At 61.0% G+C, this 25,499-nt stretch carries 28 protein-coding genes and 1 riboswitch; of the genes, 11 read left to right on the forward strand and 17 right to left on the reverse strand.

The window, feature by feature from the left end; translation table 11 throughout:
* Nucleotides 1-4 precede the first annotated feature (4 nt).
* The 3 genes from R4P70_RS29070 to R4P70_RS29080 all read left to right on the forward strand — a co-directional run bounded on the left by R4P70_RS29070 (nt 5) and on the right by R4P70_RS29080 (nt 1,264).
* On the forward strand, nt 5-334 hold the full coding sequence (locus tag R4P70_RS29070) for a hypothetical protein (protein ID WP_317833097.1): 330 nt from the start codon (nt 5-7) through the stop codon (nt 332-334).
* 68 nt (nt 335-402) lie between these two features.
* Nucleotides 403-894: a DUF3558 domain-containing protein gene (locus tag R4P70_RS29075; protein ID WP_317833099.1), complete on the forward strand. Its 492-nt coding sequence runs from the start codon at nt 403-405 to the stop codon at nt 892-894.
* Between the two features lie 43 nt (nt 895-937).
* Nucleotides 938-1,264 carry a hypothetical protein gene (locus R4P70_RS29080; protein ID WP_113684045.1) on the forward strand — a complete coding sequence of 109 codons (327 nt, stop codon included), beginning with the start codon at nt 938-940 and terminating at the stop codon, nt 1,262-1,264.
* A gap of 1 nt (nt 1,265) precedes the next feature.
* On the opposite strand, the gene R4P70_RS29085 is transcribed toward R4P70_RS29080, so the two are convergent.
* The 3 genes from R4P70_RS29085 to R4P70_RS29095 all read right to left on the reverse strand — a co-directional run bounded on the left by R4P70_RS29085 (nt 1,266) and on the right by R4P70_RS29095 (nt 4,812).
* Nucleotides 1,266-1,619 carry a UBP-type zinc finger domain-containing protein gene (locus R4P70_RS29085; RefSeq protein ID WP_317833102.1) on the reverse strand — a complete coding sequence of 118 codons (354 nt, stop codon included), beginning with the start codon at nt 1,617-1,619 and terminating at the stop codon, nt 1,266-1,268.
* A 70-nt stretch (nt 1,620-1,689) separates the two neighbouring features.
* Nucleotides 1,690-3,126, reverse strand: a complete 1,437-nt coding sequence (locus tag R4P70_RS29090) for an ATP-binding protein (RefSeq protein ID WP_003941311.1) — start codon at nt 3,124-3,126, stop codon at nt 1,690-1,692.
* 9 nt (nt 3,127-3,135) lie between these two features.
* Nucleotides 3,136-4,812: an FAD-dependent oxidoreductase gene (locus R4P70_RS29095; RefSeq protein WP_029255750.1), complete on the reverse strand. Its 1,677-nt coding sequence runs from the start codon at nt 4,810-4,812 to the stop codon at nt 3,136-3,138.
* Between the two features lie 213 nt (nt 4,813-5,025).
* Between R4P70_RS29095 and R4P70_RS29100 the strand changes: the two genes are divergently transcribed.
* Nucleotides 5,026-5,520 (forward strand): DUF3558 domain-containing protein, encoded by a 495-nt coding sequence (locus R4P70_RS29100; RefSeq protein WP_080657184.1) that lies wholly within the window; start codon nt 5,026-5,028, stop codon nt 5,518-5,520.
* A 212-nt stretch (nt 5,521-5,732) separates the two neighbouring features.
* Nucleotides 5,733-5,912: a hypothetical protein gene (locus R4P70_RS29105; protein ID WP_317833106.1), complete on the forward strand. Its 180-nt coding sequence runs from the start codon at nt 5,733-5,735 to the stop codon at nt 5,910-5,912.
* Nucleotides 5,913-5,968: 56 nt separating this feature from the next.
* Here the strand turns inward: R4P70_RS29105 and R4P70_RS29110 are convergent, their stop codons facing one another.
* Both R4P70_RS29110 and R4P70_RS29115 read right to left on the reverse strand, forming a co-directional pair.
* Nucleotides 5,969-6,430 carry a 6,7-dimethyl-8-ribityllumazine synthase gene (locus tag R4P70_RS29110; protein ID WP_003941401.1) on the reverse strand — a complete coding sequence of 154 codons (462 nt, stop codon included), beginning with the start codon at nt 6,428-6,430 and terminating at the stop codon, nt 5,969-5,971.
* 46 nt (nt 6,431-6,476) lie between these two features.
* Nucleotides 6,477-6,989, reverse strand: coding sequence for an Lrp/AsnC family transcriptional regulator (locus R4P70_RS29115; RefSeq protein WP_003941343.1), 513 nt, complete (start codon nt 6,987-6,989; stop codon nt 6,477-6,479).
* A 219-nt stretch (nt 6,990-7,208) separates the two neighbouring features.
* On the opposite strand from R4P70_RS29115, the gene R4P70_RS29120 reads away from it, so the two are divergent.
* The 3 genes from R4P70_RS29120 to R4P70_RS29130 all read left to right on the forward strand — a co-directional run bounded on the left by R4P70_RS29120 (nt 7,209) and on the right by R4P70_RS29130 (nt 11,053).
* A complete protein-coding gene (locus tag R4P70_RS29120; RefSeq protein ID WP_007726076.1) occupies nt 7,209-8,324 on the forward strand; it encodes a Glu/Leu/Phe/Val family dehydrogenase in 1,116 nt (371 codons plus the stop codon).
* A 129-nt stretch (nt 8,325-8,453) separates the two neighbouring features.
* A complete protein-coding gene (locus tag R4P70_RS29125) occupies nt 8,454-9,572 on the forward strand; it encodes a methyltransferase (protein ID WP_020970106.1) in 1,119 nt (372 codons plus the stop codon).
* Between the two features lie 113 nt (nt 9,573-9,685).
* Nucleotides 9,686-11,053, forward strand: coding sequence for an acetamidase/formamidase family protein (locus R4P70_RS29130; protein ID WP_020970105.1), 1,368 nt, complete (start codon nt 9,686-9,688; stop codon nt 11,051-11,053).
* Nucleotides 11,054-11,073: 20 nt separating this feature from the next.
* On the opposite strand, the gene R4P70_RS29135 is transcribed toward R4P70_RS29130, so the two are convergent.
* The 7 genes from R4P70_RS29135 to R4P70_RS29165 all read right to left on the reverse strand — a co-directional run bounded on the left by R4P70_RS29135 (nt 11,074) and on the right by R4P70_RS29165 (nt 17,479).
* On the reverse strand, nt 11,074-12,420 hold the full coding sequence (locus R4P70_RS29135) for a T3SS (YopN, CesT) and YbjN peptide-binding chaperone 1 (RefSeq protein ID WP_070385708.1): 1,347 nt from the start codon (nt 12,418-12,420) through the stop codon (nt 11,074-11,076).
* Nucleotides 12,421-12,632: 212 nt separating this feature from the next.
* Entirely contained in the window at nt 12,633-13,112 is a 480-nt protein-coding gene (locus R4P70_RS29140; RefSeq protein WP_069147281.1) for a hypothetical protein, read from the reverse strand.
* Between the two features lie 165 nt (nt 13,113-13,277).
* Nucleotides 13,278-13,835, reverse strand: a complete 558-nt coding sequence (locus tag R4P70_RS29145) for a LysM peptidoglycan-binding domain-containing protein (protein WP_020908363.1) — start codon at nt 13,833-13,835, stop codon at nt 13,278-13,280.
* Nucleotides 13,836-14,123: 288 nt separating this feature from the next.
* Entirely contained in the window at nt 14,124-14,918 is a 795-nt protein-coding gene (locus tag R4P70_RS29150; RefSeq protein WP_029538399.1) for an ABC transporter ATP-binding protein, read from the reverse strand.
* Nucleotides 14,919-14,926: 8 nt separating this feature from the next.
* The gene (locus tag R4P70_RS29155; protein ID WP_003941393.1) at nt 14,927-15,730 is read right to left on the reverse strand and encodes an ABC transporter permease; all 804 of its coding nucleotides are present in this window, start codon (nt 15,728-15,730) and stop codon (nt 14,927-14,929) included.
* Nucleotides 15,708-16,736 carry an ABC transporter substrate-binding protein gene (locus R4P70_RS29160; protein WP_019749243.1) on the reverse strand — a complete coding sequence of 343 codons (1,029 nt, stop codon included), beginning with the start codon at nt 16,734-16,736 and terminating at the stop codon, nt 15,708-15,710. The genes R4P70_RS29155 and R4P70_RS29160 overlap by 23 nt, the downstream gene beginning before the upstream one ends.
* Nucleotides 16,736-17,479 (reverse strand): TenA family protein, encoded by a 744-nt coding sequence (locus R4P70_RS29165; RefSeq protein ID WP_019749242.1) that lies wholly within the window; start codon nt 17,477-17,479, stop codon nt 16,736-16,738. Before R4P70_RS29165 ends, R4P70_RS29160 begins: the two co-directional genes overlap by 1 nt.
* A riboswitch (TPP riboswitch) is annotated at nt 17,467-17,562 on the reverse strand. It overlaps the preceding gene by 13 nt.
* A 130-nt stretch (nt 17,563-17,692) precedes the next feature.
* Here R4P70_RS29165 and R4P70_RS29170 point away from each other — a divergent pair.
* Complete coding sequence (locus tag R4P70_RS29170; RefSeq protein ID WP_020970099.1) at nt 17,693-19,261, forward strand: carboxylesterase/lipase family protein; 1,569 nt, start codon at nt 17,693-17,695, stop codon at nt 19,259-19,261.
* Here the strand turns inward: R4P70_RS29170 and R4P70_RS29175 are convergent.
* Both R4P70_RS29175 and R4P70_RS29180 read right to left on the reverse strand, forming a co-directional pair.
* Entirely contained in the window at nt 19,254-20,528 is a 1,275-nt protein-coding gene (locus tag R4P70_RS29175; RefSeq protein ID WP_020908357.1) for an MFS transporter, read from the reverse strand. The genes R4P70_RS29170 and R4P70_RS29175 overlap by 8 nt on opposite strands.
* 122 nt (nt 20,529-20,650) lie before the next feature.
* Nucleotides 20,651-20,920 carry a GNAT family N-acetyltransferase gene (locus tag R4P70_RS29180; RefSeq protein WP_020908356.1) on the reverse strand — a complete coding sequence of 90 codons (270 nt, stop codon included), beginning with the start codon at nt 20,918-20,920 and terminating at the stop codon, nt 20,651-20,653.
* Between the two features lie 575 nt (nt 20,921-21,495).
* Here R4P70_RS29180 and R4P70_RS29185 point away from each other — a divergent pair.
* On the forward strand, nt 21,496-21,822 hold the full coding sequence (locus R4P70_RS29185) for a hypothetical protein (RefSeq protein ID WP_003941297.1): 327 nt from the start codon (nt 21,496-21,498) through the stop codon (nt 21,820-21,822).
* A 57-nt stretch (nt 21,823-21,879) separates the two neighbouring features.
* On the opposite strand, the gene R4P70_RS29190 is transcribed toward R4P70_RS29185, so the two are convergent.
* The gene (locus R4P70_RS29190) at nt 21,880-22,503 is read right to left on the reverse strand and encodes a Type 1 glutamine amidotransferase-like domain-containing protein (RefSeq protein ID WP_069147277.1); all 624 of its coding nucleotides are present in this window, start codon (nt 22,501-22,503) and stop codon (nt 21,880-21,882) included.
* A 34-nt stretch (nt 22,504-22,537) separates the two neighbouring features.
* Nucleotides 22,538-23,356: a maleylpyruvate isomerase family mycothiol-dependent enzyme gene (locus R4P70_RS29195; RefSeq protein ID WP_182262223.1), complete on the reverse strand. Its 819-nt coding sequence runs from the start codon at nt 23,354-23,356 to the stop codon at nt 22,538-22,540.
* Nucleotides 23,357-23,547: 191 nt separating this feature from the next.
* On the opposite strand from R4P70_RS29195, the gene R4P70_RS29200 reads away from it, so the two are divergent.
* The gene (locus R4P70_RS29200; protein WP_070385712.1) at nt 23,548-25,086 is read left to right on the forward strand and encodes an AMP-binding protein; all 1,539 of its coding nucleotides are present in this window, start codon (nt 23,548-23,550) and stop codon (nt 25,084-25,086) included.
* A 91-nt stretch (nt 25,087-25,177) separates the two neighbouring features.
* Here R4P70_RS29200 and R4P70_RS29205 read toward each other — a convergent pair whose 3' ends face one another.
* Complete coding sequence (locus R4P70_RS29205) at nt 25,178-25,339, reverse strand: hypothetical protein (protein WP_317833118.1); 162 nt, start codon at nt 25,337-25,339, stop codon at nt 25,178-25,180.
* Nucleotides 25,340-25,499 lie beyond the last annotated feature (160 nt).

Raw genomic sequence — 25,499 nt, forward strand, 5'->3', positions numbered from 1 at the left:
GGCAATGGTTGAGATGTTTTCACTCGATCCGAAAACTGCGGAACTACTGCGCGATTATTGCGGCGACTGGCTTGCTGAGTTGCGCAACCTCTCCGTTCCCGCTCAGCGATTGGGAACAGTTGACGGCTTCGGGACTCTGGGTTCGGCGCAGGCGTTGCGGGACAAGTTCGCGCAGAAGGCTGTCGGTGGTCCCGAATCGCTGGTCGATGTGTTGGCGAGTCATATCGCGGTCGTGGAGGCGATGCAGGCTCAGTTTCAAGCCTGCATCGACAACGCATTGGATCAGGAGTCGTCGAACGTGTCGACTTTGAGGTCGGTCGACCTGCCAAATTGAGGCAGCGAAGTGTCGCTGGAGTGTCCGGGCAGCGAATGAGGGGGAGTGCTGTGGGAGTGAGGGGTGCAGTGGTCTTGGTCGCGGCCGCGCTGTTGGTTGGGGGTTGTTCCTCGACGGTCGAGGGCGAGGCATTCCCTGTCGATGTGATTGGGATGTTTGATCCGTGTGAGGTTCTCAGCAATGAGGAATTGGAGAAAGTCGGAGTTGAGCCGGCAACAAAAGAGGTTGACATCGTTGACACGCATATCGATGGTTTCAACATTTGCTCGTGGAACGGTGAGTGGTACTTCTTGTCTCTGACATCGACCGATCATTCGCTCGTAGAGGTCGAACAGAATCCAGTCATGCGCGACCTTCATCGAGCCCAAATCGCCGGGCGCGAAGTCCTGAAATACCAGGAACGCAATGACAAAACAGATTCTGCTTGCAACGTCGCCTTCGCGACCTCTCAATCCACTGCGATGATCCGCGTCGGCGCCAAGGTCGGTGTGGCGCGCCCCGAGACGCCGTGCACGCTGGTGGAACGAATCGCCGAGACAGTGATTCCATTGCTCCCGTGACAGCGGTCCTGATTGCAGCTACACCCTCGAATACAGGAGTCACATGTCGAATTTGTATCTCGATGCCAAAGTCGCTGGCGAGCTGATCGCGGCTTGCACTGAACTCCGCGCGCAGTTCGAGGCAGCATTGAACTCCGCCGCACTACTCGGTCAATTGACAGGGTTTGGAACCCTAGGATCCGCACAGGCCCTACAGGCTAAGTTCGAGGAGAAGGCCGTCGGTGGCCACGATGCGCTCGTCGATGTGTTGGCGAGTCATATCGCGGTCGTGGAGGCAATGCAGGCTCAGTTTCAAGCCTGCATCGACAACGCATTGGATCAGGAGTCGTCGAACGTCTCGACTTTGAGGTCGATCGACCAACCGAACTGAGTCAGTGGATGTGTTGCTGCCAATCGGCTGGGATACGACCCTTAGGTCCCGGCGTCGGCTGATCTACGGGATGTGAAGTGGGCGCCGCCAATTCAGGTCCGTCGTACGCCTCGTTGGTTTCGAAGCTCCAGAACCAATCCTCACCGGGTTCGTAGCTCTGCATGAACGGATGCTTTGTCGAGGCCGCATGCTTGCTCGCGTGCTGTGACGGTGAGGAGTCGCAACACCCCACGTGACCGCATTGCGCGCATCGACGCAGGTGCACCCACCAACCGCCGCTCGCATCGCATTCAACGCATCCCGCGCCACTGGGCGGCACGCTCGGATCGATCCCCGCTGGAAGTCCGTCGGTCATGGTCCACCCTCTCGCTGACTGAAGTCGGTCATTTCATCGTGCGCTTTGCCTACCGGCCGTGCAAGGGCGACTAGTCGTCGCGCGTATCCCGCGGTGGGCCCGCGATGGGCAGCAAAACTCTGAACCGGGTGTTACCGGGCTCCGACGTGACCCGAAGCTCACCACGATGCTTGCCGACCACAATTCGCCACGAAATATCAAGGCCGAGACCGGTTCCCTCACCAACAGGCTTAGTCGTGAAGAAGGGTTCGAAGATCCTGTCGATGACGTCATCGGGAATCCCGGCGCCGGTGTCGCAGATCTCGATGCACACGCGGTCACCGTCGCGGCTTGTCCGAACGGTGAGTGTTCCCGATCCGTCCATGGCAGACACCGCATTGTCGATGAGGTTGGTCCACACTTGGTTGAGTTCGGCGGCGTAGGCGTCGATCGGTGGCAGCGCGAGGTCGTATTCCTTGACGACTTCGATTCCGCTTCCGATCTTTTGCCCCAACATGATCAACGTGCTGTCGAGCAATTCGTGGACATCGATGGTCTGGAAGGGAGCGCGGTCCATCTGTGAATACTGTTTCGCCGCACCGACGAGCGTCGAGATTCTCGTTGTGGAGTCGGCGATCTCGTTCATCAGTAGTTCGGATTCGATGGTGTAATTCAGCCAGCGAATTGCGCCTTCTAGCACCGACTCGTCTACGGCTGCAGCAACATTCTCGAGCCAAGCGGTATCGAGACCAGCCTGCACGAAGGTCGGAGCCAGATCCCAACCCTCTCGAATCGAATGATCCTCGAACCATTCACCCAACGAATCCTCTCGATCCGAGGCTTCGAGGGGAGTGAGCGTCGGCGCCTTGGCGACAACCTCTGCAACTTCCTCTTGAAGTCGCATGAGAGTGACGAGGGCATCGCGGTCGTAGGTGCCCGATGCAACCATCCCCAGTTTGTGACGCATGCCTGCGACACGCTCGCGCAAAGAGGCTGTCGCTCGAACCGCTGCGGCTGCAGGGTTATTGAGCTCGTGAGTCAACCCGGCCGACAGTGATCCGAGTGCAAGGAGTCGCTCTCGCTGATCGATGATCTGCTGAGTGTTCTTCTTGCCGAAGAAAACACCTTCGAGTAGATGAACCGCCATTGGAAACCACTCGCGCATCGCGTTGCCGAATTTGTCGGCGTCCAGGACGAAAAACGTCGAAGGCGTCGTCACTCGCATCGACCCCGCGTAGACCTGCGGTACACGATCGCCGAGATACGCCGTCCAGCCTCCCGAGTAGACGCCGCGCTGGGTGGTCCTGTTGATCTCGATGTCTTCGCCGCCCGACAGTTTGGACAGCACCACCTCGCCCTCGATGAGGACGTAGAAGCAGGTGGCGGGCTCACCTTCGAGGTAGACCTGACCTCGATCGATCTCGGTGATATGGCCTGCCTGGCAAAGTGATTCGAGTTGATCGTCGGTGAGCTTCTCGAACAGGAACAGGGTGCGAAGCAAGTCTGGGCTGCATTCAGGAATGGACATCGAATCTCCCTATTGTTGAGCGAGATAGCGGTGGACGAACATCACGGCCATCGCGCCCTCTCCGACGGCCGACGCGACGCGCTTGGCCGATTCGGCGTGTACGTCCCCGGCAACAAACACTCCGGGGACACTGGTTTCGAGATGATGTGGTGCGCGGTCGAGCGGCCACCCGTCCGGGGTGACGCCTTCGGACGGAAGGTCCGGGCCGGCAAGAACGAAGCCATTTCCGTCGCGGACCACCACGTCTCCGAGCCAGTCGGTCAGGGGAGCGGCACCGATGAAGATGAACAACCACTGAGCATCGACAGTGTCTTCTTCTCCGGTGGCTCTGTTACGCAGTGTGATTCGTTCGAGGTGATCGTCACCCTCGGCTCCGATCACCTCCGTGCACGTGCGCACGGTGATCTTAGGATTCTTTTCGATCTGCTGAATCAGGTAGTAGGACATCGAGGCTTCGAGCGAGTTGCCGCGAATGAGAATGGTGACGGACCTAGCTCCGCGGGAGAGATAGACCGCAGCTTGGCCTGCCGAATTGGCGCCGCCGACTATGTACACATCCTGCTCGCTGCACCGAGCGGCTTCGGTGACAGCTGACCCGTAGTAGACCCCTCGCCCGGTGTATGTATCGAGCCCCGGCGCCGAAAGTTGGCGATAGGAAACACCTGTCGCCAAGATGACCGAATGAGCGTCGACCGACGAACCGTCGTCGAAACGCACTGTGCGGGCCGAGCCGTTGATTTCCAAACCGGTGACGTCGCGAGCGGTGATGACTTCGGCGCCGAACTTGGTTGCCTGGCGCCTCGCGCGATCGGCCAACTGTGCGCCGGAAACTCCGTCGGGGAAGCCGAGGTAGTTCTCGATCCGCGAACTCTGGCCGGCCTGACCGCCTGTCGCTCGCCGTTCGATGAGAACCGTCCGAAGCCCCTCCGAAGCGCCGTACAGAGCAGCTCCCAGACCCGCTGGGCCGCCGCCGATGACAACGAGATCGTAAAAGTCTTCGGAGAGAGTAGTACTCAACCCGAGTTTGTCGGCAAGTTCGGCGTCAGTGGGCTCGACGAGGACATCCCCATTGGATGCGATGACGACGGGAAGCCGCAGTTCGTCGGTACCGGCAGCCGAGAGCAGTCGTTGGCCCTCCGGCTCGTCCGACATGTACCACCGATAGGCAAGTTGGTTGCGTGCCAAGAACTCTCGGACGTCGGATGATCGCTCGGACCAACGATGGCCGATCACCTTTGTTTCCTCGGCGGGGTGATGACTCGAGCTTGCCCAGGCATCGAGCAGCGCATCGATGACGGGGTACAGCTTCTCTTCCGGCGGATCCCAAGGCTTGAGGAGGTAGTGGTCGAGGTCGACGACGTTGATGGCGTCGATCGCAGCATCAGTATCGGCGTAGGCGGTCAGTAGAACGCGCCGAGCTACGGGATACAGGTCCATTGCCTGTTCGAGGAACTCGATTCCACTCAAACCGGGCATGCGGTAATCGGCGACGATCACAGCGACTGCATCGCCGCGAAGTTTCATTTCGCGCAAGGTCTCGAGAGCCTGGTCGCCGGACTCCGCACGAATGATTCGGTACTTCTCGCCGTACCGTTTGCGAAGGTCTCGAACGACGGCACGCGAAACACCAGGATCGTCGTCGACGCTGAGGATCGCTGGTTTGGCCGGGGCTTTCGGTGCGCTCACTCGGTGCCTTCCCGAAGTCGTAGTCAACCTCTCCAGTATGCGACTGCTGAGCTGAGCGTCAATCGCTGGAGATGCGCTCTGAGTGAACCAGCAATCGTGACCTGGGAATTTCAAGATTGCGGGAACCGATCGAGCCTCCGATGCATCCAATACAGTGGGTCCACATCAACAGGGGGTGCCATGCGGGGGTCGGTGGGGGTTGGGCGACTGCTCATGGCTGGGATGTTGGTGTGGGCTGCGGCAGGATGCAGCTCAGTCGTGGAGGGGGCGGCTGAGCCTGCATCCGGCCAAGAGGGTTTGTTCGATCCGTGCAAGGACATCCCGGACTCGGTTCTGGAAGAAGTGGGGCTTGATCCGGCGACCGAGGAAGTTGATATCGCCGGCGTCGAGCAGCCGGGTTGGAAAATCTGTTCGTGGACTGAGTCCTGGTATTACTTGTCGATTTTTTCGACCGAAAGTTCCATCGAGACCACCAAACAGAATCCGAACTACGTGGGATTCAAGCCCGTGACGATCGGCCAGCGAGACGGCGTCGAGTTCCATCTTCAGGCGGATGCCGACCTTGTCAGATGTTTCGTCGCCTTGCCTGCTGCGCAGGGGGCGATTTGGCTCAGCGTCGATACCAAACTTGCTCTTAAGCCCGAAGGGTCGACATGCGAGCTCACGCAACATTACGCGAACCTGCTCGATCAACGTCTCCCCAGTTAAACACGTGTTCTATCGGCCGAATTGAGGATCTAATGTCTGAGACCCATACCTGGCGAACTCCAAGTGCCCACAGCATTGACCTCGACCCAAATGTTGCAGCACAGCTTGCCGTCGCGTGTGAGGGGTTTCTTGCCGAGTTGCAAGACATGGCAGGCAACTTGAACAGACTTACTGCCTTGGACTGCTTTGGGACACTTCAGTCGGGAAAAGACATGGCTGGCAAGTTTGCCCAAAAGGCCACCGGTGGTGCCGATTCACTCGAAAAGTCTCTTCTCAGTCATGCGCTTGTAATCACCGAGATGCGGGACTTCTTCCAGCAATGCGTCGACCGCTACGTCGAAGTCAACGACTCGAACGCCTCCGCACTGGCAAGCGTCGACACCCCTCGATAGACACAAAAAATCTCGCTGAGTCGATGGCATTCGACTCAGCGAGACTTGGGTAACGACTAGCTGGTTGGCAGGGCCTTCAACGACTTGACGGTGGCGTCGACCGCGCGAGCAGCCTCGGCGCCCTTCTTCACGAAATGCGTGCTGAAGTAGTCGACGTGCTCGGCGTGCTCGTGGAAGTGATGCGGCGTCAAGACCACCGAGAAGACCGGAACGTCGGTGTCGAGCTGCACGCGCATCAGACCGTCGATGACAGCCGTCGCCACGAAGTCATGCCGGTAGATACCGCCGTCGACGACCAGACCTGCGGCAACGATCGCCTGGTAGCGGCCGGTCTTGGCCAACCGCCGGGCGTGCAGCGGGATCTCGAAAGCTCCCGGTACCTCGAAGAAATCAACCGTGTCCTTGGGGTAGCCGAGCTCGACGATCGCGTCGGTGAATCCGTCGCGTGCACGGTCGACGATGTTGCGATGCCACGTCGCCTGAATGAACGCGATGCGCTGTCCCTGGATCTCACTCATAACCATGAAACTAGCGCACTTGGAAGCATCGACGCGACCACCCGTCCTAGTCCTGCTGACGGGGGAAGGCGGTCGAACGACCCCATCCGGCGTCATTGGTGAGGTGCTCGAGGAGAGGCTGAATTCGATACGGAAGGGGATTGGTCAGAGCGATGGTCGTCGTCGAATGCGTGACGCCTGGAAGTGACACGATCTGCTCGGCCAACTTCTGCAGCGCCGCGTGCGTCGAGGTGGCGACGCGAACGAGCAAATCCTCGCGACCGGTTGTGGCGTGAATTTCGATCACCTCGGGCAACTCGGTCAGACTCCGAGCGACTGCGCTGATCTTGCCCTGCTCGAGTTCCAGACCGACAAATGCCTGAATCGGGATACCGACCTCGGGGAGATTGAGATTGGGCCGAAACCCGGTGAGAAGTCCGTTGGATTCCATGCGCTTCATTCGCGACTGGACGGTGTTGCGGGCGACGCCCAACGAGTTGGCCAACTCGGCCACACTCATCCTCGAGTCCTTGCTGAGCAGTCCGAGCAACTGGACGTCGAGCTTGTCGATGCTGAGCACTTTGTGAACCTCTCCTCAGTGATATGGGTCACTGGATGATCGAATTGACTAGTTCAAGAGATTTGCATTGACCAAATCGTAGCTCAGGCAGAGCATTGGTTCCACGAATTGCTCAGCGGGATTCTCTTTGGGTTATTTGTCCCCAATAGTACCCAACGCCCATTTCGTCCCAATGTTTCGACTGCACCCCGTTTATCCTTCGGAAAGGTCTATCCCACAATGACTCTCACCGCCGAGCCCGTGAACTCTGTTGTTTCCCATGACGACACTGCGGGCGTGTTCGATCGCGCCGACTACCTGCGCGATTACCCCCACGAGCAGGTGAGCTTCTTCCAGGATCCCGCGAGCGGCCTCAAGGCCATCGTTGCCATCCACTCCACGACGCTCGGCCCCGCGCTCGGCGGAACGCGCTTCTACCCGTACTCCGACGAATCCGCCGCAGTCACAGACGTTTTGCGTCTCTCGCGCGGAATGACCTACAAGGCTGCGGTTGCCGGCGTGGACCTCGGCGGCGGCAAGGCCGTCATCATCGGCGACCCCGCAACGGCCAAGACCGACGAATTGCTCGGCGCCTACGCAAAATTCGTCCAGACCCTCGGCGGCCGCTACATCACCGCTGGTGACGTCGGAACCAACTCCAACGATCTTGACATCATCGGTCGTAACACCGACTTCGTCGTCGGCCGCAACGCTACGGTCGGCGGTTCCGGCGACAGCGCTCCGATGACGGCCCTCGGCGTATTCCAGTCGATGCGCGCCGCGGCACAGTCGCATTGGGGCACTCCGTCGCTCGCAGGCAAGACTGTTGGTGTCGAAGGCACAGGCAAGGTCGGCTACGAGCTGATCAAGCTCCTCCTCGCAGACGGCGCGACCGTTCTCGCGACCGACGTCAACGCCGCAGCGCTCGACCGCGTCAAGGCTGACTTCCCGCAGGTGAGCATCGTCGACAGCATCATCGACGCCGATCTCGACGTTTACGCACCCTGCGCGATGGGCGCAACCCTCACCGACACGACCGCACGCTCGATCAAGGCCGAGGTTGTCTGCGGCGCTGCCAACAACCAGCTCACCGTGCCCGAGGTCGAGAACATTCTCCGCGACCGCGGCATCACCTGGACCCCCGATTACGTCGCCAACGGCGGCGGCCTCATCCAGGTTGCCGGCGAGCTGAAGGGCAACTCGGCCGAAGAGGTCAAGCTCAAGGTCGAGAAGATCTTCGACACGGTCACCGAGATCTTCGCGAAGTCGAAGAACGACGGAATCCTCGCCGGCGAGGCTGCTGACGCGGTCGCCGAGGCTCGGATCGCCGAGGCAGCTCGCGTCGCCAAGGGCTGACATCCCTCTCGCAGTCATGTAGCGCGGCCGGTCCCGACTAGGGTGGACACCAGACGAGCAGATTTTGCAGATCTGGACCACATCAGCCGGTAGACCGGCCGCTATGCGTCGGACGCCGGAAGGGCTTACATGACTGAACAATTCGCAGTGTGGACCGAGAACGACGTCGAGCAATCGGCCCGTTGGGGTTCGACGAGCAACGCCCCGGTGCCCAAGCGCATCGTCGTCGCCGACGACACGATGAAGGCCGACGACGCCTATCGCTTGGCATGCGAAGGCACGGCGTTGTTGTGGCGCGGAGATTTTCAGAACGCTCGCCAACTGTCGAAGGCCGTCGCGTCGCGCATCGACCGCAAGCCGCGCCGAGCGTCCGACGACCCAGCCAAAGCCTTCCATCTCCACCGGCAGACCCAAGGACGCCGCGCGCAGATCCTCGGTATGCTGCTCATTCCCTTGGATGCAGATCTGTCGATTCCACTCCGGCGAGCCCCGGACGCGCAAGTAGCGTTGACCGAAGCCTTCGGGATTACCGGTGAGCCTTCGGTTCGCTCGTTGCGTGACATCCTCGGCGCGATCGGCGCTCACGAGTGGCACCGCAAAGGTGTTTTCATCGAGGCTCTCGACGCACGAGTGCATCCCGCTTTCGGAGTGTTCTCACCCGTCCGCGGGGAGTATGTCGATCTTGTCGCGTCTGCTCCGCTACCGTCGACGGAATCTGCTTTCGATATCGGAACAGGTACCGGCGTACTTGCTGCCGTCCTGGCGCGGCGTGGCGTCAAGACAGTGACGGCCACCGACCAGGACCCCCGGGCATTGCAATGCGCGCGCACCAACCTGTCGCGGCTTGGCTACGGCGATCAGGTGAACGTGGTGGAAGCAGACCTCTTTCCCGAAGGCACCGCTCCGTTGGTGGTCTGCAATCCTCCCTGGATTCCGGCCAAGGCCACCTCGCCCATCGAATACGCCGTCTACGACCCTGCTGGAGCGATGCTGAAGGGCTTCCTGACTGGTGTCGCAGCGCATCTGGACGATGGGGGAGAAGCGTGGCTGATCCTCTCGGACATTGCCGAACACCTCGGTCTCCGAACGCGATCCGAACTACACGACCTGATTGCGGCCGGTGGGCTCACTGTTGTCGATCGCATCGACGTCAAACCGACGCACGCAAAGGTCAGTGACCGAACCGATGCGCTTCACGCTGCCCGGGCACGAGAGACGACCTCGCTCTGGCGGCTTCGCCGTCGCTGAATTCATTCTCAGTCAGCGGTATTCCCCTGCCATGAAATGGTAATGAACGAGTAACAAATCGGGTCTAGCTTTCTTCGCAGTCGCACATCGTCACGCACTCCGGAGGAATCTCGATGGAAAACACTCTTGCCTGCAACGCAGCCGAAGATCTGACGAAAGGTCTTGGCCGACGCGGATTCATGAGGGCAGTCGCTGCCCTCGGTGCGGGCGTAGGAGTTGCCGGTGTGGCTTCGGGATGCGCGCACTCGAACGCGTCACCGGCTGGATCGTCCTCCTCTGCACTACCGTTCGCCGATGGCATTCCGATTCTGCAACCGGGCAGTGGAAACGTCAGCGGCGACCACTATCTGAGTTCGGATCCGTCGGACGTCATGTGGGGTTATGTGCCCAACATCCACACCCGCGAGGTGATGCGGATGAAGTCGGGTCAGACCGTCACGATCGACGCCCTCTCGCACGAGGGAATTCTCGAGGATCAAGGGCGCAATCCTCTCGAATACTTCGGTAGCAAAGGCGTTTCCGAGAAGGACGTGCTCGAAGATGCGATTGCCGTTGCGGCCGAATACAACCGAACCGAACGAAACTTCGACAAGGACGGACCGCACGTCGTCACCGGCCCGGTCTTCGTCGAAGGCGCCCAGCCTGGAGACGTACTCAAGATCGAGACTCTCGAAGCCTTTCCCCGCGTGCCGTACGGCGTTGTGTCGAGCAGACACGGCAAGGGCGCTCTCGCCGTCACAGCGGACGGAACCGCTCCAGCGGGAATCACTCTGGACGAAGTCATGCCGCCGGTCGCCACAGACGGGCGCGCAACAAAGGACCCGTTGAAGTACGGCGGTGTTTCCACCTTCACGGCGATCGAAGACGGCAAGGGCGTGATGCCTTTCGGACAGTCGAAGGTGCGGTTTCCCTTGCGACCCTTCATGGGAATGATGGGAGTTGCCTATTCCTCGGATGCCGACCCGACGTCCCCGTCGTCGAACTCCATTCCTCCGACCCTGGGCGGCGGAAACATCGACATCAGGCATCTCGGTGTCGGATCAACCTTCTATTTGCCGGTATTCGCTGAAGGCGCCCTCTTCTACGTCGGTGACCCACACATGGCCATGGGCGACGGTGAGGCGGCGCTGACGGCGATGGAAGGATCGCTGCGCGGCACGTTCCGACTCAGCGTGTGCAAGAAGGATTCCGGTGACGCTCCATCGGTGGCTTTCGGATACCCGTTCGCCGAGACCGAGGAGGCCTGGATTCCGATCGGCCTGTCCGACCCCAACGGTTCGGTCGATGGGCAGAACAGTGACCTCAACGGCGCCATGCGGCGCGCGGTGGTCAACGCGCTCGACTTCCTCGAGCATGATCGCGGAATGGATCGAGCGACGGCCTACGCCTATCTTTCTGCCGCAGCGGATTTCACGGTCTCGCAGGTAGTCGATCGAACCGTGGGCGTCCACGGACAGATCTTCAAATCCCACTTCGAATAGAGGGAAGGCGATCCGTCGTGTCAGGACGGATCGTCGAAGAGACTCTGTTGCAAGGGATCGGCAAACAGGCCCATCTGCTCAGGTTGCGGCTTTGCCGGCGTCTCGGTTCGAGAATTGGGCAGGACCACCAGTCGCAAAGCCCCGCGAAGACGGTCGACCATGAGTTCCCACCCACCGACCTGATCCTCGTATCCTGCAGCCTCTTCGGCGTCCCCGCGACTGTGGGCGTCCACCGCCTGACTACGGAGCTGAATCTGCCATTCGTTACTGATGTGGAGGAGCTGAAGAATCAGATCGCGATCGCGCCCGCAGACATCGGCTACCGCGTCGAGATCCTCGGCCACGTCCAGATCGAGATGCAGCAGGGTCTCGAGTTCGGGAGGCAGGTCCTCGGCCGTCAGATCGGGCTGCAGCGAGGAGGAGTCACCGCTCTTGTTCGCGAAGAAGAGGTCTCCGCCGACGCGTGCGGCGAACTCGTCGTCCACGGTACGCAGGAACGACGTCAAGGCTGCGCATGTATCGGTGAGTTGTTTGGGAACGAATGGTGAGCCCGCCACCTCGAGGAACACCGACAGACGGTCGTCGATCAAGACGAACTTGATGCGCGACCACTTGCGGTTGAGATCGGCGATGACCTCGGCTGCACGAGTGCGGTTGCTGATGTCCTGAACGAGCGGGGAGAACAACTGCACGTCCATGGACTCGGAAAGCGGACCGACGAACATGACCGTCGAACCGACCCGAATTGGTATGTCGCCGTCGCTGTCCCGCTCGGGAAGCGTGCCGAGCATGGGAAGCAAAGCGAGAGTGACCAACTCCTTGAGGTGGTCGACGTCGTTGGGCATGTAGGCCGCGGTGGGGTCGAGTGTCGGAAGTTCTGTCGACTCGACAACCGACGGATCGAAATCCGGAGTCTGCTCGTTGCCGGTGAGATCGCTGGATAGAAAAGCCGGGTGCTGCACACCGAACACATCACGGAACGCAGCGACAGTCATCGCTGCGAGCTGATCGGCCCAGTTCTGCGCCTTGTCGACGCAGAAGGCGGGGGAGTTGTTCGGATCGTCGAGATTCTCGGAAGGCGGATTCCAGCCGAGTGCGATCAACTTTTGTTCGTCGGCATCTTCGAGTCGATAGCGCGGATGAAGGAAGTCGTTGGAAGGAACCTCGCAGCGGACTGTGTTCTCGTCCCACACGAGGAACTGAACGCATGGCGCTGCGCCGTCAGCTGGATCGAAGTCGCCGGTGGACGATTCCACGGCAAGCACGTCGCCGTCGACCATGATGGAAATGTGATCGCCGAGGCGACGTTGAAATTCTGCCCATGCCCGGTCGACACTGACATCGAGATCGAAGCCCATTGCGCTCATCAGCCACCTCCTTCCGCAAAAGCTCAGACCTATACGGTATCGCGAGCTCCCGACAATGCTGCTGTCCTTTTCCGGTCGACCGGATTGCAGCGGGCCACGAACCGTGACGACTAGGAAGGTTGTCGCAGGTAGATCGGGTATTTGAGAGCGGCGACTGAAGTGTGCCTGTAACCGCCGTCACGCCAGGCGGTATGCAGGCGAAAGAGCGAGGACTATCCGGCGAGAACGGGCGAGACCTCGACGACGGGCGGCGTGGACCCGGTCGTGACAACTGGGGTGGTGCTGGTCTTGGTGGTCGTGGCTGTCGCGGTCGGTGACGAGGTCGCGGTAGCCGACGCGGTGGTGGACGAGACCGGTGTTGTCGTACTCGTTGCAGTCGTAGTGGACGTAGCGGAGCTCGTGCTTGTCGCGGTCACCACCAGCGGCTGATTACGAGGAGCAGTCGTCTCGTCGGCGATTCGCCAGGTCGGCGTCGGCGGGATGACAACCGTGGGAACTGCAACCGAGCTGTAGAACGCGGCCGGTTCGATCCCGGCGACGGACTCCACGGAAACCGACGAGACCAGAGCGGGAGGCTTCACCACAGGGCCGCCGGAACCGAATGCGCCGGCTGCTCCGCCGAAAACGAGGCCTGATGTCAGAGAGAGAGCGGCCACTGCGACAGCGCCGATCATGACTGTTCTGTCTTTCATGCACACCTGTCCTTCGGGAGCAGTACGGAAGTACTGTAGGCGAAAAGATGCCGCAATGGAGTATCAGGGCCTGCTGGGCGGGACGCGAATCTGTGTGGCGTAGAACACAAAAGGCCCCGGGCGTCGACGCGGACGTCGGCACCCAGGGCCAGGTCAAGCAGTGAATCAGGCGGGGATCGTCAGTACCTGACCGGCGTTGATGAGATCCGGGTTCGGGATGCCGTTTGCATCCGCGATGCGCTGGTACTGGTTGCCGTCACCGTAGAAACGCTCGGCGATTGCCCACAGGGTGTCGCCGCTTTCGACGGTGTAGCTCTGCGCTGCCGGAGCGGCGGGTGCAGGCTCGGGCTCCGGTGCCGGAGCGGGCTCCGGGGCAGCCTCGGCGGCCGGAGCCTCGATTGCAGTGTCCGAAGACCACAGAGCATTTCCACCGGCGGACAGAACGACGTTGCGATCGTCCTGAACCGAGAGGGAGGCACCGTCGTTGCCTGCGGTCTGCGATGCCCACACGGCGTCGGAGTCCTTGTAGATGACGAAGTTTCCGTCAGCCTGCACCTCGGCGCGGTTGGCGCCGGATCCGTTGGTGCCTGCGGCCCAAACAGCCTGTCCGCCCTCGGACAGAACCAGGTTGCCGTCGTCCTGCAAGGTGAGGGTGTATGCGCCGTTGTCGGACTTGAGTTCCTGGCCGACTCCGAGGCTCTGACCTGACTGCAGTGTGCTCACGCTGTCCCTTTCCAAATCTGTTGCGATGACTGTGCCTCCACGATTCCGCTTTACCGTCCAGTTACCTTCTGGCCGTTGGTCTCGTAGGCGACCGAGTGTACGTTACCGAAGAGTACGGAGAATTGTGCAGCGTTGACGGACTGCGTGTCGAGCGTTCGGATCTTGCTGATATTAAGGCGTTTTGGGTGAAAGTGCCGGATCATGGTACGTGACCTCGTCAGGTTTCGGTGCGCATTCTCCTGAACTCCAGGTGAACTCGAAACTCTCTCAGCGCATTATCAGTAACCGCTAGGGGTGTAGTGACTTGCGCGTCTCGTCGTGGAGAACGGCAAGCAGTTCACGCTCGACGTCGGCGAACTCGGGCGCGGTGATCATGTCCAGCTCACGTGGTCTCGGCAAGGGAACGTCGACTACGCACCTGACCGTTGCCGGACGCGCAGACAGAACGACCACGCGGTCGGACAGATAGATCGCTTCACGAATATCGTGGGTGATCATCAGCACGGTCCACCGGTACTGCTGCCACACGTCTTGCAGCCAAGCCTGCATCTCGGTGCGGGTCAACGAGTCCAGTGCGCCGAATGGCTCGTCGAGCAGCAGGACAGGTTTGCCCTGAACAACGGTGCGCAGCATCGCCGCTCGCTGGCGCATACCGCCCGACAGCTGTGACGGCCGGGCGTCCTCGAATCCGGACAGGCCGAACGCGGGGAACAACTCACGAGCGCGCTCGCGTGCTTCCTTCTTGCCGACTCCCTGCACTTCCAAACCGAGGGCCGTGTTGTCCAGTACCGAGCGCCAAGGGAACAGAAGATCCTTCTGCGGCATGTATGCGGTGTGCACCTCGGCGGCTGCTTCGGATTCAGTTGCGCGCGTGCCCACACGGACCGAACCCGAGGTCGGGGATTCGAGCCCGGCCAGGACGTTGAAGATCGTGCTCTTGCCGCAGCCGCTCGGCCCGATTACCGACACGAATTCGCCCGCGTCGGCGCGGAAGGACACCGAATCGAGCACGAGACGCGATTCTCCGGCCGTGTCGAACCTCTTGGTCAGGTCCTGAATTTCGACCATTGCATCCTCGACCATCGGGTCAGTCATGTCCGCGACCTTTCGTTCATCGCCCATGGTGCAACGATGCGCTCGATGGCGAACGTCAGCAAGTACAGCGTGACGCTGATCAACGCGGTCACCAGTACGGCCGCCAACACCAGGTCGGTGCGGAAGGAGTTCTTCTGGGTGCTCATGTAGATACCCAAACCGGAAGTAGCGCCGACGTATTCGGAGAACACCGCACCCACGACCGCGTAGGTGATGCCGATGCGCAGGGCGGTGAAGAATCGCGGAATTGCCGAAGGAAGGCGAACGTATCGGAACTCCTGCCAGCGAGTGCTGCCCATACTGCGCAGGAGAGCGCCCGCTTCACGGTCGGCCGCGGCGAATCCCTCGATGAGTCCGATGGTCATGGGGAAGAACGTCGCAAGTGCGATCACCAACACCTTCGGCAGCAACCCGAAGCCGAACCAGATGATCATCAGCGGCGCGATGGCGATGATCGGCAGCGTCTGCGAGACGACAAAAAGTGGTACCAGCGCGCGTGACAACCACGGCGAAAAGTCCACGACCACAGCAAGAATCCAGGCCAACACCAATGAAACAGTGAAGCCGACCAACGTGACCTGCAATGTCGACCAGGCGTGGCCGGAGATGATCTCGCGGTTGTCCCACCCCTGGGACAGAACGCGCCCCGGAGACGGAAGTACCTGCGGCCGAATCCCACTGATCTCGACGTAGATCTGCCACGCCGCTACGAGGAGCACCACCACGGCGAGCGCGGGAAGCGCCCGCCGCATGGTCGAGACCAGCCGTCCGCTCACGTCAGGACGCGTCGAGATACTCATTGGTGAAGTACTCCGACCAGTCCGGCTTCTGGGTCAGCGGCTTCCCGTCCGGTCCGGCGAGCAATCCGTTGTCGAAGAGGAATCCCGAATAACCCGACCAGGTTTCGAGATTCTGGGCGCCCACGACGCCGTTGGCGTCTTTCATGTAGTCGGCGGCGAGCATCCGCTGACTGTCACGGACGAGGTCTTCGTCGGTGAAAGCTCCGGGGTTCGCGTCGATGAGATCCTGCGCGGCCTGGTCCGGGTTGTCGGCAGCAGTCTGATATCCGCGTTGAACGGCCTTGACGAACTTGCGTGCCTCGTCGGGATGGTCCTTCAACCACTGCTGGTTGCCGTTGATCACGATCGAATACGCATCGGGGAAGCCGTAATCGGTGTACTGGAAGTACCGCATCGGAGTTCCGTTTCGCTCCGCTTCGAGGCCTTCCCACGCAAAGTAGGAGACCGTGAAATCGGCCTGGCCCGAGTACACGGCTTCGTAAGCAGACGTACCGAGCGTGACCGTCGTGAAGTTCCCGGTCCCGCCGTCGTTGCGGATGATCTGCTGCAGTGTCTCGACTTCGCCGGGATCGCCGAACCCGGCGTACGTCTTTCCGTCGAGATCACGCGGGCGCGTGATGTCCGCACGATCCGCCTTCACACCGATGCCGGTGGCGCGGTGCTGAAGTGGCGCGATGACGGACGTCGTGGCGGCGCCGGCCGCTCGGGCGAACGTGGCCTGACTCTGTGTGCTGATGCCGAACTCCGCGTTGCCGGCGTCGACCAGGGTGTCGGGCGAGGTGTTGTTGTACGGCAGGATCGAGACGTCCAGACCGGCGTCCTCGAAGTAGCCCTCTTGGAGTGCAACGTACAAACCGGTGTGGTTCGTGTTCGGGGTCCAGTCGAGTGCGAACCGAATGGTCCCGTCGGAAGAGCCGGTGTCAGCGGCGCATCCGGTCAGAACTGTGAATGCGGCTGCGATCGCGGCAGACGTGGCAAGTGTGCGGCGCAGCGCCGCAAACGACATCACGACGCCGGCCAAGGCTGCTGGTGGAGTGCGGAATCCCAGAACATCAACTCGTAGCGACTGGCGATGCGGAATGCTTCACTCATCGCCTCACGCTCTGTCTCGGTGGCTGCTTCGGCCGCAGCATCGACCAGTACGCGGGCCTGCGCCACCGACTCGTGGAATTCGGGTGCGTCGTACGTCGTGACCCACTGTGCGTACGGATGCGACGGATCGGCGTCGAGTACCTCGCGCGCTGAAGCGGCAAGATCGCGGCCGACCTCGGCGTAGATCCAGAAGCAGGGGAGTACTGCCGCTGCGGAGACCGGGTAAGGCGCAGTTGCCGCAGTCGCCGTCAGATACGAGACGTATCCCAGGCAGGCCTGCGAATGCTCGAGCCTTCCCGATCCCGCTGGAAGAATTCCACCGGTGAGAAGTCCGTCGTGAAGCGCAGATTCCACTGTCGCTGCCGTGGACGCGGAATTCGACCAGAAGCCCGCCGACTGCGGATCCGGGGCGTGGGCCGCGACCAGGGACAACGCTTTCGAATACCCCTCGAGATAAAGCTTGTCCTGCTCGATGTACGTGCGGAACGCGTCGAGAGGCAAGGTTCCGTCGCCGAGGCGTTCGAGGAACTCCAGTGAGTCGATCGACTCGCGGAGGACCTTCGTCTCGGCCCAGAGCCGATCGGTGAACCGATCCGTCGACGGCGCTGTGGCCACCGAGTTTTCGGCAGAATTGTATGCAGGCTGCGTAGTAGCCATGACATCCCTTCGTCAGCATTACCTGATCAGGTTCCCGGGTGTGTTCTCAGCCCCGCCCATGCGGAGCACCCCGTGTCAGAACTAGGCGACCTTAACACCGAGCCTCTGCTTCGTCGGCGCCTACCTGGCAGTTGAGTAGTCGACGCACATCGGCCTTATGTTGGTACGTTTGGTCTTGTTTGCCATACGCGCGGGTCGGGAGGGGATTCAGACATGGAGACCGACGTTCGACCAAATCTTGGCGAGGACGGAACACTCGTGATCCGTGCCCGCGGCGGAGAAGCCCGCGGGTATCCGGATGGCGGAATATTCGCGTGGAAGGGCATGCCTTACGCAGCAGCGCCGGTGGGTGAACGGAGATTCCGCGCGCCGCAACCCGCTGAGCCGTGGGACGGGGTGCGCGACTGTCGTGAGTTCGGGCCGATCGCGCCGCAGGGCCAGAGTCCGGCGGTTCCGATCGACCGGGCCTTCAAAATCGACGAAGACTGTCTGTCGATCAACGTGTGGGCCCCGCGCCCCGACGGCACGCCGCGACCGGTGATGGTGTGGATTCACGGCGGCGCCTACTGCCTCGGGTCCGCCGCCCAAACGATCTACGACGGCCGTCATCTGGCTGAAACCGGTGACGTCGTTCTCGTCTCCTTCAACTATCGCGTCGGTGCCCTCGGATTCCTGGACCTGTCTGGATTCTCCACCGCGGATACCGTTTTCGAATCGAACTGTGGTCTGCGAGACCAGATTGCGGCGCTCGAATGGGTTCGAGACAACATCGACGCCTTCGGGGGTGACCCGAGTGCGGTGACGGTGTTCGGTGAGTCCTCCGGCGCAGGATCCATCACGACGCTCATGACCTGTCCGAGCGCCGAAGGTCTGTTCCATCGTGCGATTGCCCAGAGTCCTCCCGCGACCTCCGTCTACGGGGCCGAGCGCGCCAAGACCGTGGCGGAGCGGTTTCTCGAACTGCTCTCGATCGACCCTGAAGACGCAGGCGATCTGCTGACCACGGATCTGGAACTGCTCGTCAAGGCAAGCGATGACCTGGTCAACGAAATTCCGACCCGGATTCCGGGAACTTTGGCGATGGCACCCGTTGTCGATCGTGATCTGGTGCCGCACTACCCGGTTGCGGCTTTCCAGAAGGGTTACGCGCACCGAATCCCACTGATCATCGGTTCCAACAAGGACGAGGCGTCGATCTTCAAGTTCATGAAGTCTCCGCTGATGCCGGTGAGCGCGCAGTCGGTCGAGGCCATGCTGCAACTGCTGGCGGATGATCACCCAGACATCTCCGCGACCAAACTTGCCGAGATCATGTCGGCTTACCCTGATCACGCGAAACCGAGTGGCGCGCTGGCACTGTCGCGGGACGCGGCGTTTCGCATGCCGACTCTGTGGATCGCCGACGCCCACTGCAGGCATTCCCCTACGTGGGTGTACCGCTTCGATCACGCGACGCCGATGCTCAAGGCCGCACGGATCGGCGCGGGCCACGCGACCGAATTACCCTATGTATTCGGCAATTTCGGAACACTGAACGTCGACCCCACGTTCTGGCTGGGTGGACGGAAGGCTGCGATGGAGGTAGCCGGCCGTATTCAACGGCGATGGCTGGCCTTCGCGCGGCATGCCGTGCCGGCAGCTCTCGACGGTTCGAAGCACTGGGCGCCGTACGAGGAAGAGAAGCGGTCGACGCTGTTGATCGACTCGGCCGACACCCTCGTCAGCGACCCCGATCACGGACTGCGCGTCGCCTGGGGAAACGACGTGATGGGGTTCAACTGACGTCGGTCGAGTGTCGCGGACGATCCAGTTCGCGAAGCACCGGCAGGGAGGCACAGACTGCGGCGATCAGGATGATCGGAATCGACAGGGCCACAAAGGTCGACGCGATTCCGAGTTGATCGAGCAGAGGGCCGACCGCGAGGTAACCCAGCGGGCCGGCGGCGTAGGCCGTCGACGTCATGACACCGACGACGCGTCCGCGCATGTGCTCCGGGCTGTGCGTCTGCATGGCGTAGTTGGCGATCGGGCCGACTGGTCCGTAGACGAGCCCCTGCAGTCCGGCGAGCACGAGGATCACCCACAGCGGAGGTAGAAGCGCCATGGCAAGCATCGCTATGCCGAGAACGGCAACGGCAAAAATCATGATCAGTCGCCGGGACATGATCGGTGCCAGCGGAGCGTAGGCGAGAGAGCCGATGATGCCGCCGATCGCCAATGCCATCAGCACCGATCCGAGTTGCGCCGGTTGATCCAACTCTGTGAAGTACACCGGGAACACGACACTCTCCACCGGCATGTAGAGCGCGACGACGGCCATGTCGATCAGCGCCAGAGTGCGCAGCAGTTTGTTGTTCCAGACGAACCGAAGACCGTCGAGTGTGCCGTGCCAGATCGATTTCGGACGATGTTCGTGTTCGGGGACTCCGGCGCCAGGAAGGCGGATGAAGGCAACCACGACGATCGAGAACACAAAACCAGCCGCCGTCACCCAGAGCGTGTTCACCGCCCCGATCGTTGCGATCAGGACACCGCCGATGCCAGGGCCGATCAGATATGCGACGTTGAAATTGGCCTCATACACGCTGTTGGTGCGATCGAGCTTCCACTTGGCTGTCCGAGTTGCTGCAGGCAGCATGGACTCCCTCGCCGCCATTCCGGCGGGGTCGAACACCGCACCGAGCGCGGCCAACGCCGCGATCACCGGGATCGTCAAGCCCGCGGTGGCCGCGATGATCGGGATCGCCGCTACGGACATCGCCGAAAGAGCGTCGGAAATCATCGACGTTCGACGGCGTCCGAATTTGTCGACGAATGTCCCCGAGAACAGGCTCGACACGAGTAGCGGAATGGCTGCTGCGCCGGCAACTATCGCCGCGTCGGTAGCCCGGCCGGTTCGTTCGAGAACAAGCCAGGGGAGTACGACGATGGCGATACCGTTGCCGATCGCCGAGAACAGCGTCGCGAGATTGACGAGGACGAGAGGGAGATAGCTGGGGGTAACTACGTCCTCGGATGCAGGTGGGCGCCGATCTGCTGAGGCGACCACGTTCTTTCCTTCCCCGAGATGGTGCCGACCAGGATTTCGAGAGTTTCGACGACGGCACCATCGACGCTAGCAGCGGGGGTTGCAGGTCCGCGAGTGATTTTTCGCGGACCGTCCTCGTTCGGTTATGCCTGGTAAACGGGGTTCTCTGCAACAAACTTCTCGACGTACGAGCACGTCGGAAGGATCTTCAATCCCTCGTTCCGGGTCTGATCGAGCGCTTCACGCACCACGATGGCGGCAAGCCCGCGCCCGCGAAACTGTGGGTACGTCACCGTGTGGTGGAAATCACGGACACCGGAATGGTCCGAGTACTCGGCAAAACCGGCCAGTTCGCCGTCGACACGGATCTCGAAGCGCGTTTCCGCGGAGTTGTGCGCCACTGTCTCGGTCATCTTCGGGCTCCGTTTCGAAAGGGCGGCCGGTTGCGGCGCGCCGCGTCTGCGTTCTGTGGAGCCACGCTACCTGGCAGGCGGTCCGCAATATCGCTTGCCGGCGTGAGTTCCGTTACTTAGCGCAACTACAACTGGACGACCGTTCAAGGGACCTTGGTCGTGTCGGATCAGGAAGAAAACTGGTCTGTACGTGCCGATTTGCCCGTACTTTTGTGCCCGCATTGGGTGATACATATGCATCGCGAACGTAAACATCCCAATATGTGGGACTCGTCACAAAGTTTTTTGTCATCTGTTCGGATGGATTAAGTGGAGGGCCTGAAACGGGCAAATTGCAGGTCAGCGGGGCGCGGATTGTGTGTCGGCGAAGGGTGCGAGCGCCCGGAAACCCCAGGGGTATTGCCTTGGTCATCAGATCGTTTCTCGGACGTGATCCCAAAGACCCGCTTGGGGGGTTAGCGTTTGAATCGTCGGGGATAGAAGAAGCGTTACAACTTCGCCAAAAAAACTTTGGTGCGGCTTCGCAACGGTTCGATTTCGAGTCTTCGTCGGACAACTTCGAGGAAGGAACGCACATGATTTTCGGGCAGCGTGAGTCGAACAGTTACTTTGCCGCAATTTTTTCGTACGACTTCCTTGACGAAGGTCTGGGATACGAGACCATCGCACGGATCCACCGGGGCGAGATCTGCGAGTGGATTCGCGATCTCGAGGCGTCCGGGTTGTTCTCGGCTGCGGAGGTCCATGCCGCCGAACTGGCATGGCGCGAAAATCCGCGCCTGCTCCTCGACGCCCTTCTCGAGGACGCCGACGAGGTCTCGGTCAAGCGCTGGGAGATTGCGTGGACGAGGCTGGAGCGTCAGTCGCCGGCAGCCGGAACCGCGGTGGCAGAGCACGGCTGATCCAGTCGGGCCGAGTCGACTGCCCAGTCTGCGTCAAGATCAACCGTCAGCGTCAGATCAGCGGTCGACGACTATCACCTCTTGATCAGTAAGCACGGTGAATTGCGCGCCAGCAGTGGTCAGCGCTGCGACCGTCCGCGCGGTCACCTGCGGATCTTCGAGTAACGAATCGCCGCCGTGCGGCACTATCGCGAAGTCGACCAGCGCGAGCCCGGACCAGATCGGGTCGATACCGCACGTAGGCGTGACTTCAGCGGGGTCGTCCGACGCGTCGAGCCCGATCAGAGTCGGAGTCACCAGACACGCTCCCGCGCTGTATCCCGCATAGGCCACGAGGCCCGAACGAACCAGCATCTCGATGACCCGATCTGCGCCGCTTCGGGCTAGCTGAGCTCGCAGGACGAACGTGTTTCCGCCGCGAACCCACAGGCAGTCGAATTCGCGAAGCCGGACTTCGAGTGCTTCCGGTGCCCCCAGGAAGTCTCGGACGTCAACTTCCTCTGCCGTGAAGCCCGCAGCCCGCAATGGGGTCAATTCGCTTGTCACTGCCGAACTGCGGGCATTGACGGGCCACGAATCTGCAGCCGCGGCGATCACCGCTATGCGCGCGCCGCGGCCTACAAGATCGACAAAAGCCTCGCGGTGGTCGCCGAAACGGTAGGACGAGAGAAACAGTTTCACTTCTCAGTACCTTCGCGACCTACCCGCCCAGCTCTCAAATCGTGAACGCCAGATTGTCGACGACGCGTGCGCCCACCGTGGTGTCACCGCGAAGCGAGATGTCGGTTCGGTGATCGGACGCCTGGACGCGGCCACCGGCAATCCGGGTGAAGAGCGGTGAGCTCATCGAGATGGTCGTGGTCGCCGGACCGTCGAGCTCCGGGACGAGCGTTGCACGCGCATCGACCGAGATGTGAAGTGAACGGGCAAGTGGCCCTTCGAGTTCGAAAGTGATCCGTGCTCCCTCGGGTGCCTTTCCTCGTTTCCCGACGACAAATCCGAGCGCGCTGGTGATTTCGCCGAATGCAGTCTCCGCGCGCAATCCGCCTTCCTCGCCCGGAATGCCGACTGCATCTCTGATGTCGAGTTCGTGCATCCAACAGTCGAAGGTCCGAATGCGCATGAACCGGCCATAGGGCGCAAGACCGACCGGTGTTTGTGTCTCGGCGTCCCAGTCTGCGCCCGTCATCGAGCGAAGAGCGTCGGCTCGCGTGGCGGTGATATCGCGATAGTGGGCCAACAAGTCCGCGTGCGGCGTCCGCCTCAGGCCTTCGACCCAGCGCTCGTTGAACGCCGCAATCTCGTTGTGGACGTGAGGCAATGCGTGCACGTCCAGGTCGATCGACGGCGGATTGATGCCCGCGAGCAGTGATTCCGTACCGATCAGGTGGGACACGATGTCATGAACCGTCCACCCCGGAAGGTTGGACGGTGCCAACCACTGGTCACCGTCGAGTTCGGCAAGCAGTGCGTCGATGACTTTCCATTCCTCGGTCAACGCGTCGACTACTGCGTCCTGGGGCCAACCACTCATGCGGACATCTCCTGTTTCGGACGGTGCGGTTCTCCTCACTGTATGTCGCGCCGGATAAGTGAGCGGGCATTCCCATGCTTCGAGTCGGTGTCGCCAAACGTCCGAGGGAGGCAGAGTTCCTGTGGTAGACCAGGATTGTCGACGCCGAAGCAGGCTCACGCGGCGTTGTCGTCACCGACAGAGGAGTCTTCGTGTTTCCAGGAAATTTTGTCCAGTCCACGCCGGACAAGCCCGCCGTCATTCGCCCGGCGACGGGTGAGTCCATCACCTATCGGGAACTCGACGAACGGTCGACGCAGTTGGCGCGATACTTCCGAAGTGTCGGTGCCAAGCCTGGGGACCACGTCGCTCTCATCTCGAACAACGATCTCCGGGCGTTCGAGGTGTACTGGGCAGCATTGAGATCAGGTCTCTACATCACTGCGGTGAACTGGCATCTCACGGCTGCGGAGACCGCCTACATCGTCGACGACTGCGAGGCGACAATTCTGGTGGCGTCGGGTCAGGCGTCGACAGCAGTTCCGTTGGACGAGAAGCTGATTCCGCGCGTGCGTCACCGATTGGTGTACGGCGGCGCCCTCGAGGGTTTCGACGACTACGAGGATGCGGTCGATGCTCAGTCCGCCGATCCACTCGACTCGCAGCCACGTGGGGCTGACATGTTGTACTCGTCCGGAACCACCGGCAGGCCGAAGGGGATCAAGGGAGACCTTCCGGAGGGCGAGGTGGACACCACCATGGATCCGTACACCGCGGTGTTCGCGCCGATGTACGGGTTCGATTCCGACACAGTCTATTTGTGCCCGGCTCCGGTCTATCACGCGGCGCCCCTGCGCTTTTGTGGCGTGATCAATTCGGTCGGCGGAACCGTGATCTTGATGGATGCATTCGAAGCCGAAACCGCGCTGGAGTTGATCGGTAAATACGCTGTAACGCACAGTCAGTGGGTACCGACGATGTTCGTTCGAATGTTGAAACTTCCGAAGGAGACCCGCGATCGTTACGACGTTTCGACGGTGAAGGTCGCCATTCATGCTGCTGCTCCTTGTCCGCCTGAAGTGAAGGCGGCAATGATCGACTGGTGGGGGCCGGTGATCCACGAGTACTACGCCTCGACCGAGGGTTCGGGCGCCACCTTCATCAACAGCGAGCAGGCCTTGGCGCATCCGGGTTCCGTCGGTCGTGACGGAGTGATGGGGATCGTGCACATCTGTGACGACGCCGGGCGTGATCTTCCGGTCGGCGAGATCGGTACCGTGTTCTGGGAGCGGGAGACTCTGCCATTCCGGTACCACAACGACCCTGAGAAAACGGCTGCCGCGCAGCATCCGGATCATCCGACGTGGACGACGAGTGGAGATATCGGCTATATCGACTCCGAGCGTTTCCTTTATCTGACCGATCGTGCGGCATTCACGATTATCTCTGGTGGCGTCAATATCTATCCGCAGGAGTCCGAGAACATCCTTACCTTGCATCCGAAAGTGTTCGACGTGGCGGTCATCGGTGTTCCCGATGAAGAAATGGGCGAACAGGTCAAGGCGGTTGTCCAACTGGTGGAGGGAGTCGAGCCGAGTGCCCATGTCGCCGAGGAATTGCTGGAATACGTTCGCAGCCAGGTTGCACATTTCAAAGCTCCGAGAAGCATCGACTTTGCCGACGAATTGCCTAGGACCGCGACAGGAAAGCTCGTAAAGCACAAGTTGCGGTCTCAATATGTGAGCAGTTGATCCTCCGGTGAAATGCTAGGACATCAGAGTAATTCTGCGAGATAGTCGGCAAGGACCTGCGCGTGGCTGTATCGCAGGTCCTTGCTTGCTGTCAGTAGAACAACGGGTCGAGAATCCGATGCCGGTGCGATGCGTACTGCAGGTTTTCGCGTTTGACGCCGCGCGGGCAGAGTCGGTCGACGAGGAGACGGACGGCGTTACATTCGGAAGCTGGTTCGTAAACTCGCTCGACGGTGATTATTCGGCGCGTCATTCTCATGCCTTTTCGTCTTTCGGCCGTTTCAAATAGTGGAATAGCCCGCCATTCGAGTGTGATCGGCCTCACAGTAGGCTTCTTGGGGTATGTCCAAACATACTGTTCGGACTCGATTCAGATGGAGAAAGTGCGTCGTCGGTTTCCCTACGCCGCGGTA

This window comes from Rhodococcus sp. IEGM 1241, from assembly GCF_033142365.1.
GTDB lineage: Bacteria > Actinomycetota > Actinomycetes > Mycobacteriales > Mycobacteriaceae > Rhodococcus_F > Rhodococcus_F erythropolis.

Excerpts from the sequence above, each read along its gene's own strand:
- R4P70_RS29080 (WP_113684045.1), top strand. The coding sequence starts at position 938 with ATGTCGAATTTGTATCTCGATGCCAAAGTCGCTGGCGAGCTGATCGCG.
- R4P70_RS29165 (WP_019749242.1), bottom strand. The coding sequence starts at position 17,479 with ATGGCTACTACGCAGCCTGCATACAATTCTGCCGAAAACTCGGTGGCC.
- R4P70_RS29105 (WP_317833106.1), top strand. The coding sequence starts at position 5,733 with ATGGCTGGCAAGTTTGCCCAAAAGGCCACCGGTGGTGCCGATTCACTC.
- R4P70_RS29140 (WP_069147281.1), bottom strand. The coding sequence starts at position 13,112 with ATGAAAGACAGAACAGTCATGATCGGCGCTGTCGCAGTGGCCGCTCTC.
- R4P70_RS29110 (WP_003941401.1), bottom strand. The coding sequence starts at position 6,430 with ATGAGTGAGATCCAGGGACAGCGCATCGCGTTCATTCAGGCGACGTGG.
- R4P70_RS29170 (WP_020970099.1), top strand. The coding sequence starts at position 17,693 with ATGGAGACCGACGTTCGACCAAATCTTGGCGAGGACGGAACACTCGTG.
- R4P70_RS29150 (WP_029538399.1), bottom strand. The coding sequence starts at position 14,918 with ATGGTCGAGGATGCAATGGTCGAAATTCAGGACCTGACCAAGAGGTTC.
- R4P70_RS29100 (WP_080657184.1), top strand. The coding sequence starts at position 5,026 with ATGGCTGGGATGTTGGTGTGGGCTGCGGCAGGATGCAGCTCAGTCGTG.
- R4P70_RS29180 (WP_020908356.1), bottom strand. The coding sequence starts at position 20,920 with ATGACCGAGACAGTGGCGCACAACTCCGCGGAAACGCGCTTCGAGATC.
- R4P70_RS29120 (WP_007726076.1), top strand. The coding sequence starts at position 7,209 with ATGACTCTCACCGCCGAGCCCGTGAACTCTGTTGTTTCCCATGACGAC.
- R4P70_RS29185 (WP_003941297.1), top strand. The coding sequence starts at position 21,496 with ATGATTTTCGGGCAGCGTGAGTCGAACAGTTACTTTGCCGCAATTTTT.
- R4P70_RS29125 (WP_020970106.1), top strand. The coding sequence starts at position 8,454 with ATGACTGAACAATTCGCAGTGTGGACCGAGAACGACGTCGAGCAATCG.
- R4P70_RS29160 (WP_019749243.1), bottom strand. The coding sequence starts at position 16,736 with ATGTCGTTTGCGGCGCTGCGCCGCACACTTGCCACGTCTGCCGCGATC.
- R4P70_RS29205 (WP_317833118.1), bottom strand. The coding sequence starts at position 25,339 with ATGACGCGCCGAATAATCACCGTCGAGCGAGTTTACGAACCAGCTTCC.
- R4P70_RS29085 (WP_317833102.1), bottom strand. The coding sequence starts at position 1,619 with ATGACCGACGGACTTCCAGCGGGGATCGATCCGAGCGTGCCGCCCAGT.
- R4P70_RS29130 (WP_020970105.1), top strand. The coding sequence starts at position 9,686 with ATGGAAAACACTCTTGCCTGCAACGCAGCCGAAGATCTGACGAAAGGT.
- R4P70_RS29155 (WP_003941393.1), bottom strand. The coding sequence starts at position 15,730 with ATGAGTATCTCGACGCGTCCTGACGTGAGCGGACGGCTGGTCTCGACC.
- R4P70_RS29135 (WP_070385708.1), bottom strand. The coding sequence starts at position 12,420 with ATGAGCGCAATGGGCTTCGATCTCGATGTCAGTGTCGACCGGGCATGG.
- R4P70_RS29090 (WP_003941311.1), bottom strand. The coding sequence starts at position 3,126 with ATGTCCATTCCTGAATGCAGCCCAGACTTGCTTCGCACCCTGTTCCTG.
- R4P70_RS29070 (WP_317833097.1), top strand. The coding sequence starts at position 5 with ATGGTTGAGATGTTTTCACTCGATCCGAAAACTGCGGAACTACTGCGC.
- R4P70_RS29195 (WP_182262223.1), bottom strand. The coding sequence starts at position 23,356 with ATGAGTGGTTGGCCCCAGGACGCAGTAGTCGACGCGTTGACCGAGGAA.